Origin of the sequence: Amaricoccus sp., assembly GCF_017995835.1 — a bacterium.
Taxonomy (GTDB): domain Bacteria; phylum Pseudomonadota; class Alphaproteobacteria; order Rhodobacterales; family Rhodobacteraceae; genus Amaricoccus.
This window is the reverse complement of sequence record NZ_JAGOID010000085.1, coordinates 1-13,863: the sequence shown is the minus strand read 5'-3', so window position 1 is coordinate 13,863 and position 13,863 is coordinate 1. Positions and strand designations below refer to the sequence as shown.

Annotated in this window: 12 protein-coding genes; 3 read left to right on the top strand and 9 right to left on the bottom strand. The window is 70.1% G+C overall.

Going from position 1 to position 13,863, the window contains the following annotated elements; translation table 11 throughout:
• The coding region (locus KBA23_RS12600; protein WP_290741455.1) for a radical SAM protein at nucleotides 1–1,087 on the top strand (1,087 nt) is incomplete at its 5' end.
• A gap of 118 nt (nucleotides 1,088–1,205) precedes the next feature.
• On the opposite strand, the gene KBA23_RS12595 is transcribed toward KBA23_RS12600, so the two are convergent.
• The 7 genes from KBA23_RS12595 to KBA23_RS12565 are packed head-to-tail and all read right to left on the bottom strand — an operon-like array spanning nucleotide 1,206 to nucleotide 9,916.
• The gene (locus KBA23_RS12595; RefSeq protein ID WP_290741453.1) at nucleotides 1,206–2,120 is read right to left on the bottom strand and encodes an FAD:protein FMN transferase; all 915 of its coding nucleotides are present in this window, start codon (nucleotides 2,118–2,120) and stop codon (nucleotides 1,206–1,208) included.
• Nucleotides 2,110–2,652, bottom strand: a complete 543-nt coding sequence (locus tag KBA23_RS12590; protein ID WP_290741451.1) for a nitrous oxide reductase accessory protein NosL — start codon at nucleotides 2,650–2,652, stop codon at nucleotides 2,110–2,112. Before KBA23_RS12590 ends, KBA23_RS12595 begins: the two co-directional genes overlap by 11 nt.
• Nucleotides 2,652–3,521 (bottom strand): ABC transporter permease subunit, encoded by an 870-nt coding sequence (locus KBA23_RS12585; RefSeq protein ID WP_290741449.1) that lies wholly within the window; start codon nucleotides 3,519–3,521, stop codon nucleotides 2,652–2,654. The genes KBA23_RS12590 and KBA23_RS12585 overlap by 1 nt, the downstream gene beginning before the upstream one ends.
• Nucleotides 3,521–4,408, bottom strand: coding sequence for an ABC transporter ATP-binding protein (locus KBA23_RS12580; RefSeq protein ID WP_290741447.1), 888 nt, complete (start codon nucleotides 4,406–4,408; stop codon nucleotides 3,521–3,523). The genes KBA23_RS12585 and KBA23_RS12580 overlap by 1 nt, the downstream gene beginning before the upstream one ends.
• Entirely contained in the window at nucleotides 4,405–5,757 is a 1,353-nt protein-coding gene (locus tag KBA23_RS12575) for a nitrous oxide reductase family maturation protein NosD (protein ID WP_290741445.1), read from the bottom strand. The genes KBA23_RS12580 and KBA23_RS12575 overlap by 4 nt, the downstream gene beginning before the upstream one ends.
• Nucleotides 5,754–7,661, bottom strand: coding sequence for a TAT-dependent nitrous-oxide reductase (gene nosZ, locus KBA23_RS12570; RefSeq protein WP_290741443.1), 1,908 nt, complete (start codon nucleotides 7,659–7,661; stop codon nucleotides 5,754–5,756). Before nosZ ends, KBA23_RS12575 begins: the two co-directional genes overlap by 4 nt.
• Before the next feature lie 14 nt (nucleotides 7,662–7,675).
• The gene (locus KBA23_RS12565) at nucleotides 7,676–9,916 is read right to left on the bottom strand and encodes a NosR/NirI family protein (protein ID WP_290741441.1); all 2,241 of its coding nucleotides are present in this window, start codon (nucleotides 9,914–9,916) and stop codon (nucleotides 7,676–7,678) included.
• Nucleotides 9,917–10,201: 285 nt separating this feature from the next.
• Here KBA23_RS12565 and KBA23_RS12560 point away from each other — a divergent pair, with 285 nt between their 5' ends.
• Nucleotides 10,202–10,636, top strand: a complete 435-nt coding sequence (locus tag KBA23_RS12560; protein ID WP_290741438.1) for a pseudoazurin — start codon at nucleotides 10,202–10,204, stop codon at nucleotides 10,634–10,636.
• Nucleotides 10,637–10,657: 21 nt separating this feature from the next.
• Complete coding sequence (locus KBA23_RS12555) at nucleotides 10,658–11,869, top strand: NnrS family protein (protein WP_290741436.1); 1,212 nt, start codon at nucleotides 10,658–10,660, stop codon at nucleotides 11,867–11,869.
• Between the two features lie 297 nt (nucleotides 11,870–12,166).
• Here KBA23_RS12555 and dnaJ read toward each other — a convergent pair whose 3' ends face one another.
• Together dnaJ and KBA23_RS12545 are read right to left on the bottom strand one after the other, a co-directional pair.
• Nucleotides 12,167–13,312, bottom strand: a complete 1,146-nt coding sequence (dnaJ, locus tag KBA23_RS12550; RefSeq protein ID WP_290741434.1) for a molecular chaperone DnaJ — start codon at nucleotides 13,310–13,312, stop codon at nucleotides 12,167–12,169.
• 69 nt (nucleotides 13,313–13,381) lie between these two features.
• The coding region (locus KBA23_RS12545) for an Hsp70 family protein (RefSeq protein WP_290741432.1) at nucleotides 13,382–13,863 on the bottom strand (482 nt) is incomplete at its 5' end.

Sequence of the window (13,863 nt, the reverse complement as noted above, 5' to 3'; positions counted from 1 at the left end):
GCTCGAGTCCGAGCTGGCGCTCGTCGCCGCGCGGCTGCCCGCGGGCGTCCGCATGGCGCGCGTGCACTGGGGCGGCGGGACGCCGACCATCCTGCCGCCCGAACTCATCCGCCGGCTCGCCACGTCGATCCGGGCCGTGTTTCCGCCGACCGAAACCTGCGACTTCTCGGTCGAGATCGACCCGACGCTGGTCGACCGCGCGAAGATCGACGCGCTGGCGGCAGAGGGGCTGACGCGGGCCAGCATCGGCGTGCAGGACTTCGACCCCGTCGTCCAGCAGGCCATCGGCCGGATCCAGAGCCTCGAGCAGACGCGCAGGGCCGTCGACGATCTTCGCGCCGCCGGCATCGGCTCGCTCAACGTCGATCTCGTCTATGGCCTGCCGCACCAGACCGAGGCGCGGCTCGCTGCGACGCTGCGCCAGGCGCTGACGCTTGCGCCGGATCGGGTCGCCGTCTTCGGCTATGCCCACGTTCCCTGGGCGTCGAAGCGGCAGAAGCTGATCGACGAGGCGGCGCTGCCTGACGACCACGCACGGTTGCGGCTCGCGACGCTGGCGGCCGACGCCTTCGGCGCCGCCGGCTTCCGCGCCGTCGGCATCGACCACTTCGCCCGGCCCGGAGACGGGCTCGACCGGGCGGCCCGCGCCGGCCGGCTCCGTCGCAACTTCCAGGGCTATACCGACGACGATCGCCCGACGCTGATCGGCCTCGGCGCCTCATCGATCTCGCGCTTCCCGCAAGGCTATGTGCAGAATGCGCCGGCGACCCATGCCTGGCAGGCCCGCATCGCCGCGGGCGATCTCGCCGGGACGCGGGGCCACGCGCTCGACGACGAGGACCGCGCCCGGGCCCGGGCCATCGAGATGCTGCTCTGCGACTTTCGCCTCGACCTCACGGCGCTCGGCCCGGCGGGCGCGGCGCTGCGGCCCGAGGCGGAAGCGGTCGCCGGCCGTTTCGGCGATCTCGTCTCGTTCGATGCCGACGGGCTCTCGATCCTGCCCGAGGGTCGGCCTCTCGCCCGGATCGTCGCCAGCGCCTTCGACGGCTACCTCGCCGCCGGCGGACGGTTCAGCCGCGCCTCATGAAACGACTCGCGGGCGCTTTTGACCTTTGACGCTTTTATCGTTTGTACTCAGGTAGTTACCCTATCTATCACGCGTGTTAGCCCGTGCTGCGCCGGGTGGCCTGGTAGACTCGCCGGTATTAGGAGACCACCCGCTCGACGCTGACCCCGGGCGCCGCCGGCACGTCATCCGCAATCGCGAGGCCGGTCGAGAGCGCGTCGGCCTCGGCGGCCGTCGGGGCGATGACGGTGACGCGCGCGTAGCGCGCCGGGGTGGCGCCGCTGCGCGGGTCGATGATGTGGGTGAAGCGGCGGGCCGGGTCGAAGGCGAAGCCCAGCGGCGCGGACGTGGCGATGGCGCGGTCGGTCAGGTCGACTCCCGCGGAAGCGCCGACGATCCCGACCGGCCAGGGACCGCCCAGGCCGCGGATCTCTCCCATGTCGACGAGGGTCGAGGTCACGCCGGCGGCGCGAAGGCGGTCGACGATACGGTCGGTGATCCAGCCCTGCGCGACGCCGTTCAGGGTGAGCGCCATCCCGCGGCGGGCGAAGGCGATGCGCTCGCGGCTGGCCAGAACGGCGTCGAGCCCGACCTTGCCGCGCGCCTCGTCCAGCGCGGCCACGGCGGGGCCCTCCGCGCCGCCGCCGGACTGGAAGTGTCGGGCATAGAGCAGCCAGAGGGGCTGGACGGTGGGGTCGAAGGCGCCGGCGGTGCGGGCGTGGAAGCCGCGGCAGTCGCCGAGGATGGCGACGAGCTCGGCCGGCGGCGCCGCGAGGGCGCCGTCCCGGTTCAGCACGGACAGGGCGGAATCGGCGCGGTAGAGGCTGAAGACCCCTTCGAGCCGCTCGAGTTCCGCGACGCAGGCCGCGACGAGCCGCTCGGCCTCCCGGCGATCCGGATGATGCAGGACGAGCGTCGCCGGCGCGCCGAGCGCCCGGCCGCGCCAGGTCACCACCTCGGCCGAGCCCCGCGTCGCCCGCAATACGAGGGGCAGGCCCGCGGCGGCGGCGACGAGGCCGAGGGCGCGGCGCCGGGTCAGAAGCTCAGTGGCCATCGTGCGACGCCTCCTCGGCGGGCGGTTCGGCGGGGATGACGTACCCGGCCGGGATGGCGTCGAAGGCGACGACCGTGCCCCCCTTTTCGGCGGCGAAGGCCTCCGCCTCGGCCTTCTCGGCGAAGGGAACCGCCTCGACGCCGCCCATGCCGCCCTCGACGGCGCTGTCGATGACGAAGCTCGCGGTCTTCGCGTCGATCCAGTTGTCCGCGCCCGGCTCGGCCCAGGACGGGGCGGCGCCCATGTCGGAGACGTAGATCGCCGCGATGTCCTTCGGCTCCTCCGGCAGCAGGGTGAAGGCGACTGCGTCGCGAGCGGACGAGAACCAGATCGGTTCGTCCGACCCTTCGAGCAGGATCTGGCCCTTCGGCCCTTCGTGCTCGGTCAGCATCATCCCGCAGTAGCGACCGATCGCATCGTCGGTGAGGGTGTGAGCGGCCGGCGGCGGCGCATCTTCCTTGCATCCGGCGAGGGCCAGGAGGACGAGCGCGGCGGCAAGGGCGCGCGCGGGGGCGGGCCGCGGAACCAGCATCAGAGTTCCCTTCGGGCAAAGACGAGCGCGGCGAGCGCAAGCGGCGCCGCGGTCCAGGCAAGCAGGACGGCGATCAGGATCGGCGGCGTGAGGGCCGTATGGTCGGCGAGCGCATCGATGCCGGTCAGGCCACCGGCTCCGCCCGCGCCCAGGGTGAGAAGGCGATAGGCGTCGGTCGGATTGAGCGCGAGCAGCGTGTCGATCAGCGACGCGGGCAGGCTGTGGCCGCCCGACGCGACGAGAAGGCCGAGAAACGCCATGTCGTAGATGAGGACGAAGAGCAGCCACAGGCCGATGGCGATCCCGCCGGCCGTCGAGCGCTGGCGGACGAGCGTGCTGGCGAGCAGGCCGAGGGCGAGGAACACCGCACCGAGCAGCACCGAGGCCCCGACCATGGCGGCGAAGGCGATCCAGGCGGCGGCGCCGAGGTTCCAGCCCACGGCGAGCGCGGCGGCGCCGTAGCCGACGATCGTGGCGGTGGACAGGATGGCGAGCTGGCCGACGAACTTGCCAAGGACGACCGCCCGGCGGCTGACCGGATAGGCGAGGAGCAGCAGCAGCGTGCCGCGCTCGGCCTCGCCGGCGATGGCGTCGTGGGAGAGCAGGAGCGCGATCAGGGGCACCAGGAAGATCGTCAGGCTGGCGAGGCTGACCGTGATGACGTCGAGGCGGCTCGCCCCAACCGTTCCGGTTGGCGCGCTGCCGAGAAGCGCGAGCGTGAGGGCGAGGGCCGCGAGAAGCAGCGTCGTCGCGAGCACCCAGCGGTTGCGGATGCCCTCGCGGATTTCCTTCGCGGCGAGAATCAGGACCGTGGGCCTCGACGCCGTGCGGCGCGGGGTTTCGGAGATGGCGTCGGGGATCGCGGTCATCAGGCTGCCTCGCGGCGCAGGAAGTGGGCGTAGAGATCGTCGAGCGTCGGCTCGGAGATGCTGAGATCGGCGACATCGGCCGGGTCCGACAGGAGCCGCGCCAGCAGCGGCAGTTTCGCGTCGGGATCGACGCTGGTCTCGAAGCTGCCGTCGCCGAGGCTGCGCCAGCCCTTGCGGGCGAACTCGCCGGAGGGACGCAGCCGCACGTTCACCGGAAGGCGGGCGATTCGGCGCAGCTCGTCGAGCGAGCCGTCGGCGATCTTGACGCCGCGATCGACGATCACCACGCGGTCGGCGCGCCCCTCTAGTTCGGTCAGGGCGTGGGAGGCGAGCAGGACGGTCGCCCCCGCCGCGGCACGGGCGGCGACGATGGAATAGAAGTCGCGGCGCAGCGCGGGATCGAGGCCGCTCGTGGGCTCGTCGAGGATCAGCACGCGGGGCGCGCCGAGGAGCGCCTGGGCGAGGCCGAGGCGCTGGCGCATTCCCTTTGAATACCCCCCGACCGGACGATCGGCCGCGCCCTCGAGCCCGACGGCGGCGAAGGCCGGGTCGAGGCTGCGGGCGTCGAAGCCCTTGAGCCGGGCATAGAAGGCGAGCGTCTCGCGGCCCGTCAGCGCCAGATGGAAAGAGACGCTCTCCGGCAAGTAGCCCACGGCGGCGCGATTGGCGAAACCATCGCCGGCAGGATCGGCGCCGAAGAGGCGCACCGTGCCGGAGGTGGGCCGGGCAAGGCCGAGCATCATCTTGATCTGCGTCGTCTTGCCCGCACCGTTATGGCCGACGAGGGCGACGACCTCGCCCTCGCGAAGCGTCAGGTCGAGGTCGCGGACGGCGACGATCTGGCCATATCGCTTGGTGACGCCATGCAGGGAGATGGTCTCGGTCATCGGGCGACCTCGGGCGGGGCCATGAGCGGCGCCGTGTCGACGACGCCGCCGGGGAGGGTGGCGGGAAAGCGGGACTGGGCCCAGCGGATCACCTGGACGGCCGGACTGGTGACGAGGAGCCGGGCCTGCGGGGCGGTCCACATCACCCGGTCGATGATGTCGTTCGGACGATAGGCGGCGTCGGCGATGCCGTCGCCGTCGAGGTCGAAGGCGGCGTTGTCGGACCAGTAGTTGCCGCGGCCGTCCCTGGACCAGTCGAGAGTGCGGGTGCCGACGTACTTGACCTGGGTCTGGTTGCCGATGAAGGCGTTTCCGGCGACGGCGTTGCCTTCGGCGCCGGCGGTGAAGTGGATGCCGATCGCGCAACCCTCGAAGCGATTGTCCTCGATGGCGTTGTTGTTGGCGCTGTAGATGAACAGGCACTTCTCCGGACCGATGCGGTCGCGGTTGGCGTGAACCTCGGGCGCTTCGGATGCGGGCGCGGCGGCCATGCCGTCGTCGTCGCCATCGGCGCCCTGCGAGAAGGTCAGCCAGCGGGAGGCGGGGAGCGCGCGGCCGGTGACGCGGTTGCCGCTGATCTCCGAGCGGTTGGAAGAGTTGAGCAGCAGCCCGTGGTCGCGGTCGCCCTCGGAGACGTTGCCGACGATCCGTAGCCGGTCGGAGAACATGATCGCATAGCCGACGGTGTTGTCGACGGAGACGTTGTCCTCGATCACGCTGTCGTTGGTGTACATGTAGTGGATGGCGAAGCGCGTCTTCTCGAAGCGGTTGCCGCGGAAGATGTCCTTCTTCGAGACGCGCGTGAAGATGCCGTCGCGGCCGAAGCGGACGTGGTTGCCCTCGATCAGCGCGTCGGGGGCGTTCCAGATCATGAAGCCGTTGCCGGCGTCGGCCTGACGGCCGGTGCGTCCCGTGATGTCGTTGCCCCGCGCCGTGGTGCCGCGCGAGCCCTGGAGACGCACGCCGTGCAGGTTGTCGATGAGGGTGTTGCCTTCGACGAGGGTGTTGCTCACGCCCTTTTCGATGACGATTCCGGCATCCATCGCCGCGCGGTCGCTGCCCGAGCCGCGGATGGTGAGGCCGCGGATGGTGACGTCGGCCGCGGTGACGGTGACGACGCTGCCCTCGCCCCCACCATCGAGGACAGCGCCGGGCTCGCCGCGCAGCGTGAGCGGGCGGTCGAGCGCCACGGGGCCGGCATAGATGCCGGCCCCGAGCACGATCTCGTCCCCCGGCGCCGCGGCCGCCACTGCCTGGGCGAGGTCGTCGCCGGGCGCGAGGGTGCGCGTCGCGGCGGCGGCGAGGCCCGGCAGGAGCAGGACGAGGAGCAGGGGGACGAGCGGGGTCATGCGCCGGCGGGCTCCACCAGCATGCGGCCCTTCATCTCCATGTGCATCGCATGGCAGAACCAGGTGCAGAAGTACCAGTAGACACCCGGCTTGTCGGCCTTGAAGGTCACGGACGCCGTGGCCTGCGGGGCGACCTCCATGTTGACGCCGTAGTTGATGACGCAGAAGCCGTGGGTCAGGTCCTCGACCTCATCGATGTTGGTGACGACGACCGTCACCTCGTCGCCTTGCTTGACGGTGAAGCTCTCGAGGCTGAAGACCGGCGCCGAGGACGTCATGTAGACGCGGACCTTGTTGCCGTCGCGGATCACGTCGGCCGCGACCATCAGGTCGACGCCATCCGCCTCGGCCATCTTCACCGCGTCGGCGAAGAAGGGATCGGCCCGGTCCCAGATCGAGATCGGGTTGATCTTCGAGGCGTGCACGATCGTCGCGTCGTGCGGCTCGGCGTAGGTCGGGTTGTCGTGGACGATCTTCATCTCGTCGCCGGAGATGTCGATCAGCTGGTCGCACTCGGGCTTCAGCGGGCCGGCGTTGAGGAAGCGGTCCTTGGAGAACTTGTTGAGCGAGATCAGCCACTTGCCATCGGCTTCCTTGGTCTGACCCATCGAGGTGTGGTTGTGGCCCGGCTGGTAGTGGACGTCGAGCTTCTGGCGGATCGGATCGACCTGCTCGCCCTGGAAGGCGCGCCTCGCGTCCTCGATGTTCCACTTGCAGACCTGGCTGTCGATGAACAGCGTCGTGTAGGCGTTGCCGCGGCCGTCGTAGGCGGTGTGGAGCGGCCCGAGGCCGAGCTCGGGTTCGGCCACAACCGTGGCGCGGGGCTCGATCTTGTCGTCGAAGAGGTCGTCGAAGAGCCGCACGTCGAAGACCGTGACCGTCGGCGACAGCTTGCCGTTGGCGACGATGTGGATGCCGTCGGGCGCGGTGTTGATGCCGTGCGGGCCGTTCGCCACCGGGATGTAGCGGGTGAGCGGCGAGCCGTGCGTGCCGTCGAGTATGCGCACGCCGTTGACGACCTCGCCTTCGCCGGCTGCGACCGCCGCCTCGATCCGCGCGAGGTTGAAGACGACGAGCCAGTCCTCGTCGGCCGCCATCATGTCGGCAAGGGTGAAGCCCTTCTCGGAGTTGTAGCAGGTCGCGAAGCAGTACTTGCCCTGGTAGTCGGCATCGACGTTGTCGAGGTTGCCGTCGACCTTGATCTGCCAGGCGACTTCCATGGTGTCGCCGTCGATCGCCGAGAACAGCGCCCAGTAATTGTCGGGGTTGTCGTCGAGAATCTTGCCGTCGTTCGGAATCGGCACCAGGTACTCGCCGTTGGCGAAGACATAGCCGGTGCGCGGGTACTTCTGCACGCGCAGGCCATGAACGGTGTGCTGGTTCGGGATCTGGATGATCTTGTCGCAGCGCATGACGTCGAGGCGGATGCGGCAGACGCGGCTGTTGGCCTTGTCGTTGGCGAAGAGGTAGCGGCCGTCATAGGTGCCGTCGGTCTGCGACGGGTGCGGGTGGTGCAGGTCGCCGTTGAGGTAGATCCCGCCCTTGTCGGCGAGGAACTCGACGGTCTCCGGGGTCAGCCCCTCGGTCAGGATTTTCCGGCTCTCGTTGGTCTGGCCCCAGCCGGTGGCGCTGTCGCGGTTGAAGACCGGGATGCGGATCAGCTCGCGCATGGAGGGCAGGCCGACGAGGCGGATTTCGCCCGACTGGCCGCCGGAAACGAAGACATAGTATTCGTCGAGTTCGCCCGGCGCGACATGGGCCGAGCCGGCGGCCTCCTGGGCGCGGGCCGGCGTGCCGATCAGACCGAGGCCGAGGCCGCCGATCGCGGGCGCGCCTGCCGCGATCACGGCAGAAGTGCCGAGAAGCTGGCGCCGGTTCAGGTTCAGCTTGTCATCGTTCGACATTCTGGAACTCCTATTCAGGTGTGGGCGTGGGCAGGCTTGGGACGCGGGCCGGGTGGTATCTTCAGGCTGGGGGCGCTGCTGGCGGCGATCTTGTCGCGGCGGGCCTTGACGACCATCATGTGCGGGCAGCGCGTCTCGGAGTGATAGAGTTCCTGGCAGTGCATGCAGTAGATGCACTCGTTGACGTTGATGTTGCCCTCGGGGTGGATCGCCTGGACCGGGCATTCGACGGCGCAGCGTTGGCAGGGCGAGCCGCATTCCGGCCAGCGCTTCAGCCATTCGAACATCCTGAGCCGTCCGGGGATCGCCAGCGCTGCGCCGAGCGGGCAGATGTAGCGGCAGAAGAACCGCTCGATGAACAGGCCGGGCAGCAGCCAGAGCAGCGCGATCGCGATGAAGACGAGCTCGCGGTTGAACTTCAGCACGATCGCGGTCTTGAACGGCTCGACCTCGGCCAGAACCTCGGCCTGCGCGAGCGAATAAAGCGACAGCCCGAAGAGCCCCAGGAAGATCATGTACTTGATGGGCCAGAGGCGTTCGTGCAGCGACCAGGGCACGGTGATCTGCGGCACGCGCAGCTTCTTTGCCGCGGCGCTGGCGAACTCCTGCAGCGCGCCGAACGGGCAGAGCCAGCCGCAGAAGGGGCCGCGCCCCCAGAACAGCAGGCCGCCGGCGACCGCCGCCCAGAGGATGAAGATGAGCGGCGCCGAGAGGAAGAACTCCCAGGAGAAGCCGGTGACCAGCGAGTTCACGAAGGTGAGGACGTTGACGACCGAAAGCTGCGCGCTCACCATCCAGCCGAGCCAGACGAGCGTGAAGGCGAGATAGGCGTAGCGCACCCCCTTCAGGAGCCGCGGGCGGCGGGTGAGCGTGTTCTGGAAGAAGAAGATCCCGGTCAGCACCAGGATCGCCGTCGCGGTGACGGCGATCGGGATCCGGTTCATTTCCCACATCCGCACCCAGAGCGGCGAGCCGACCTGGTCGTCCGCGAGGCCGGCCGGCGCCGGCGCTGGCGGCGTCGCCGCGGGCGCGGCGGGCGCCGGCTCGGGCGGCGGGGCCGGCAGCAGGTAGGCCTCGGGCAGGGTGAAGTCGAGCGTGAAGGGGATCGTCGCCTTGTCGCGCCCTTGCGTGGCGCGCTGGACGAGCAGTTGCAGCTCGAACGGCGCCGCCTGATCGAAGGCGAAGTCCGTCGGCACGACGAAGAGCCCGATCTCCTTCAGGCGCGGCGCGCCGACGGCGGCGATGCCGTTCAGCCGCGTGTGGTTGCGGTCGCGAAAGCGGGTGCCCTGGCCGTCCTGGATCAGCTCCACGCGGTCGAAGATGCCGCCGCGCACATAGCCCGAACCCTTGAACGAATAGGCGCCATCGCCGGCGATCAGAAGCGCGCCCTGCCCCGGCTCGAGCTTCGCCGCGAGCCGGTCGTAGCCCGTTTCTCCGAGAAGGCTGCGGCCGATCGACGGCACGGAGACCGGCGCGACGTAGAGTTCGATGAAGCGATCCTCGGGGTTCCGGGTCTCGGGATGGCTGGCGGCGGCTGGCTGTCCCGCATCCGCGAAGGCTTCGGAAACCTCGCCGACGGTCAGCCGCAGGCTGCGAACCGACCCGTCGCCGACGAGGCTCGCCCAGTCGCGGATCTCGGTCTTCGCCGGATCGATCTCGCGCTTCACCGCAACCGGCGCGCCGGCGGCGAGCGGGGCGCCGTCGCCGAGACGTCCGCCGCGGATGAGCGCCACGGCCGAGCGCACGACGCTGTCGCCCATGACGAGCACGGTGACCGTGGCTCCCGAGACGATCTCGACCTGAGGCGGCTTCGCGGTCCCGGCGGCGACGGCGGCGAGATCCTGTCCGATCAGGTCGTTGAGCGCGGCCATGACCTCGGCTTCGGGAATACCGATCAGCACGATCGGCTCGTGATGCTCGACGAGCCTGATCCCGCGCACCGTGCCCGCCGGGTCGATGCCGACGACGATGCGGATCGGCTTGCCCGAGTAGCCCACCGAGGTCGTGAAGTCAGTGTTGAGATAGGCCCAGCCGACCCGGGCGCCGGCGGCGTCGAGCACCGGCGCCAGCGGCGGCTCGCCCTCGGGCGCGCCGAAGCTCGCGGCGCCGGGAACGAGCTCGGCGGGCGGGATATCCGCCAGAAACTCCTGCAGGGTCGCGGCGGCCGCCGGCGCGGCCGCAACCGTCAGCGCCAGAGCGAGCGCACACAGGAGCGCCGCGCCGGGCGCACGAATTCTTTCGGCAAGCCGTCCCACGGAACCGCTCCCTCCCCTTCCTGCGGCTTGTCTCTGCCGCGAACCCCCGGCCGCTTCTTTGCAGAATCACAAACACGCAGATCGAAGCCGCTCCCCGCGACTCTCGAAGGATTCGTCGATTTGTCCAGCGTGGTGTTCCAGGAGGCGACAGCGGCGGGCGGATCGGCTATGGTTCGAAGCCCGGACGGCGGCGGAGTTTGCGCTCGCGCAACGTCGTGGCGCGGCCGCTCGCCTACATGCCTTGTGCGGGCTGCAGCGGCCTGCGCGAAACTTTGGGGGAATGACATGCGAGCCTTCGGTATGGTCCTTGCGGCGGCGGTGCTGGGCGCCGGCGCCGCCTCGGCCGCGGACTTCGAAGTCAAGATGCTGAACAAGGGCGAAAATGGCGTGATGGTCTTCGAGCCGGATTTCGTCCAGGCCCAGCCCGGCGACGTCGTCCACTTCGTCGCGACCGACAAGGGCCACGACGTTGCAAGCGTCAAGGGGATGCTCCCCGAAGGCGTCGCCGACTTCAAGGGCGGGATGAACGAGAGCTACGACCTGACGGTCACGGAGGAAGGCGTCTACGGCGTCAAGTGCACGCCGCACCTGCCGATGGGCATGGTGGCGCTCATCGCCGTCGGCGATCCCTCCTCGAACCTCGAGGCCGCGAAGGCCGCGAAGAACCCGAAGAAGGCGCAGGAGCGTTTTGACGCGGCCTTCGCCCAGATCGGGCAATAGCGACGGCGAGGAGGATCCATCATGGCGGCATCAGCTCCCGAGGTGCGCCGGCACGGCGTCCCGCGCGGGCTGAAGCGCACCGGGCCGGTCCTTCTCTCCTACGGCTTCCGGCCGTTCTTCCTCGGCGCCGGCGTCTGGGCCGTGGCGGCGATGGCGCTCTGGATCGCCGCCCTCGCGTTCGGCCTGCCGGTCGGCGGGGCCTATGGCGCGGTCGCCTGGCACGGTCACGAGATGCTCTTCGGTTTCGCGGCCGCCGTCCTCGCCGGCTTCCTGATGACCGCGATCCCGAACTGGACCGGGCAGATGCCGCTCTCCGGCCCGCCCCTCGCCGTTCTCGCCGGCCTCTGGCTCGCGGGCCGCGTGGCGATGCTGGCGATCCCGTGGATCGGAATCGGTCCCGCAGTGGCCGTCGACGCCGCCTTCCTGCCCATCCTCGTCGCCGTCTGCGCGCGCGAGCTGATCGCCGGCAAGAAATGGAAGGACATGAAGGTTCTCGTCGCCATCGCGGCGGTCGGCCTCGCCAATATCGGCTACCACGCGGAGGTCATCTCCACCGGAGCCGCCTCCGGCGCGAGCCGCGCCGCGCTCGCCGGCTACGTGTTCCTGATCATGGTCATCGGCGGCCGGATCGTGCCGAGCTTCACGCGCAACTGGCTCGCGTTCCGCGGCGAGACCCGCTTCCCGACTCCCTTCAACAGCCAGGACGGGGTGGCGATCGCCTGCGTTCTGGCCGCGCTCGTGGTCTGGACGGTCGCGCCGACGGGATGGCCCGCGATCGTCGCCGGGCTTGCCGGAGCCGCGACGGTCGCATGGCGCCTGTCGCGCTGGCGGGGCGCGACGACATGGCGGGAGCCGTTGCTTCTCGTGCTGCACGTCGCCTTCGGCTTCATCGCGCTCGGCTTCCTCGCCATCGCGGCCGGCGGGCTCGGCTGGCTGCCGCCGGCAGGCGCGATGCACGTGATGACGGTCGGCGGCGTCGCCGGCATGATGCTCGCGGTGATGTCGCGCGCGACGCGCGGCCATACCGGGCGGGCGTTGTCGGCCTCGGGCGTCACGGTCGCGGCCTATGCCTGCCTGTTCGGCGCGGCCCTCGCGCGACCGGCGGCCGACCTGCTCGCCTCGCCCGCCCTCCTCGACCTCGCCGGGGCGCTCTGGATCGCGGCGTTTGGCCTCTTCCTCGCCGAGCACGCCCCCATGCTCCTGCGCGACCGGAAGCCCCGCGCTTCGGACTGATACCGGCGAGTCTACCAGGCCACCCGGCGCAGCACGGGCTAACACGCGTGATAGGTAGGGTAACTACCTGAGTACACACGATAAAAGTGCTAAGGCTCAAAAAGGTCCGCAAGTCGTTTCATGAGCCCGCCGGTATGAAGCGCGCGTGCCGGGCGCGAGAAGCTCGCAACCGCTCGAGTTGGTGAAGCAAGAGGTCTGCATCGGGCGCGCCCGACGGCAGGCCGACCTCGCCGCGAGACCGTCACGTGCACGCGACGCGATGCGACGGCGCCCCCGCCGCCGCGCGACAGGCGAGGGTCAGGCGCCCTTCACCCCGTCCCAGAAGCTCTTCACCCGCGAGAAGAAGTCCTGGGTCTCCGGGTGGTTGTCCCGGCCCTCCGACTCGAACTCCCTCAGAAGCTCGCGCTGGCGCTGGGTCAGGTTCACCGGGGTCTCGACCGCAAGCTCGATGTAGAGATCGCCCGGGCCGCCGCCCCGGAGGGCCGGCATGCCCTTGCCGCGCAGGCGCAGCTGCTTGCCCGACTGCACGCCCGCCGGCACCTTCACCCGCGTGCGGCCGCCGTCGAGCGTCGGCGCGTCGATCTCGCCGCCAAGGGCCGCCGTCGCCATCGAAACCGGAATCCGGCAGTAGAGGTTGGTGCTGTCGCGCTCGAAGATCGGGTGCGGCGTCACCTCGACGAAGATGTAGAGATCGCCCGACGGACCGCCGCGCAGCCCCGCCTCGCCTTCGCCGGCGAGCCGGATGCGCGTGCCGGTCTCGACGCCCGCGGGAACCTTGACGGTCAGCGTGCGGTCCTTCTGCACGCGGCCCGCGCCGGCGCAGGCCTTGCAGGGATCCTTGATGATCTGGCCGCGCCCGGAGCAGGTCGGGCAGGTCCGCTCGACGGTGAAGAAGCCCTGCTGGGCGCGAACCTTGCCGAGGCCCGAGCAGGTCGGACAGGTCGCGGGTTCGGCGCCGCCCTCGGCGCCCGAACCATGGCAGACCTCGCAGGCCACCGACGAAGGCACGGTGATCCGCGCCTGCGTCTCGGCAAAGGCCTCCTCGAGCGTCACGCGCAGGTTGTAGCGCAGGTCCGAACCCCGCGTGGCGCGCCGGGACCGGCCCCCGGCCGCGCGCCCGCCGCCCATGAAGTCGCCGAAAAGATCGTCGAAGACGTCCGAGAACGCCGAGGCGAAGTCGGCGTTGGCCCCGGCATGTCGGAAGCCACCCCCGCCGTTCTCGAAGGCCGCATGGCCGAAACGGTCGTAGGCGGCCTTCTTCTGCGGATCCTTGAGGCAGTCGTAGGCCTCGTTGACCTCCTTGAAGCGCGACTCCGCGTGCGGGTTGTCCTGATTCCGGTCCGGATGCAGATCCATCGCCTTCTTGCGGAAGGCCTTCTTGATGTCGCTCTCGGACGAGCCGCGGGCGACTCCCAGCGTCTCGTAGTAGTCACGCTTCGACATGCCGCGCCCGTTCACCTTCAAACGATTCGGCCCGCCCCGGCAGGGGCGGGCGCCATGGATCCTCGCGGATCAGTTCTTGCGGTTGTTGTCGTCTCCGAGATCCTCGAAGTCCGCATCGACAATGTCGTCGCCGCCGGCCTCGCCACCGCCACCCGGCTGCGCCCGTTCGGCCTCCTCGGTCTGGGCCTTGTAGATCGCTTCGCCGAGCTTCATCGCCGCCTCGGTCAGGTCCTGGCTGCGCGCGCGGATCTTCTCCGCGTTGTCGCCCTCCATCGCCTCCTTCAGCGTCTTGATCGAAAGCTCGATCACCTCGATCGTGGTCGGGTCCACCTTGTCGCCGTGATCCTTCACCGACTTCTCGGTGCCGTGGATCAGGCTCTCGGCCTGGTTCCGCGCCTCGACCAGCTCGCGCCGCGCCTTGTCGGCCTCGGCGTTCTCCTCGGCCTCCTTCACCATCTTCTCGATGTCGGCGTCCGAGAGGCCGCCGGAGGCCTGGATGGTGATCTTCTGCTCCTTGCCGGTGCCCTTGTCCTTGGCGCTGACGGCGACGA

What these genes read in the sequence shown, in the direction of transcription:
- KBA23_RS12595 (WP_290741453.1), bottom strand. Translation starts at nt 2,120, where the DNA reads ATGGCCACTGAGCTTCTGACCCGGCGCCGCGCCCTCGGCCTCGTCGCC.
- KBA23_RS12590 (WP_290741451.1), bottom strand. Translation starts at nt 2,652, where the DNA reads ATGCTGGTTCCGCGGCCCGCCCCCGCGCGCGCCCTTGCCGCCGCGCTC.
- KBA23_RS12585 (WP_290741449.1), bottom strand. Translation starts at nt 3,521, where the DNA reads ATGACCGCGATCCCCGACGCCATCTCCGAAACCCCGCGCCGCACGGCG.
- KBA23_RS12580 (WP_290741447.1), bottom strand. Translation starts at nt 4,408, where the DNA reads ATGACCGAGACCATCTCCCTGCATGGCGTCACCAAGCGATATGGCCAG.
- KBA23_RS12575 (WP_290741445.1), bottom strand. Translation starts at nt 5,757, where the DNA reads ATGACCCCGCTCGTCCCCCTGCTCCTCGTCCTGCTCCTGCCGGGCCTC.
- nosZ (WP_290741443.1), bottom strand. Translation starts at nt 7,661, where the DNA reads ATGTCGAACGATGACAAGCTGAACCTGAACCGGCGCCAGCTTCTCGGC.
- KBA23_RS12560 (WP_290741438.1), top strand. Translation starts at nt 10,202, where the DNA reads ATGCGAGCCTTCGGTATGGTCCTTGCGGCGGCGGTGCTGGGCGCCGGC.
- KBA23_RS12555 (WP_290741436.1), top strand. Translation starts at nt 10,658, where the DNA reads ATGGCGGCATCAGCTCCCGAGGTGCGCCGGCACGGCGTCCCGCGCGGG.
- dnaJ (WP_290741434.1), bottom strand. Translation starts at nt 13,312, where the DNA reads ATGTCGAAGCGTGACTACTACGAGACGCTGGGAGTCGCCCGCGGCTCG.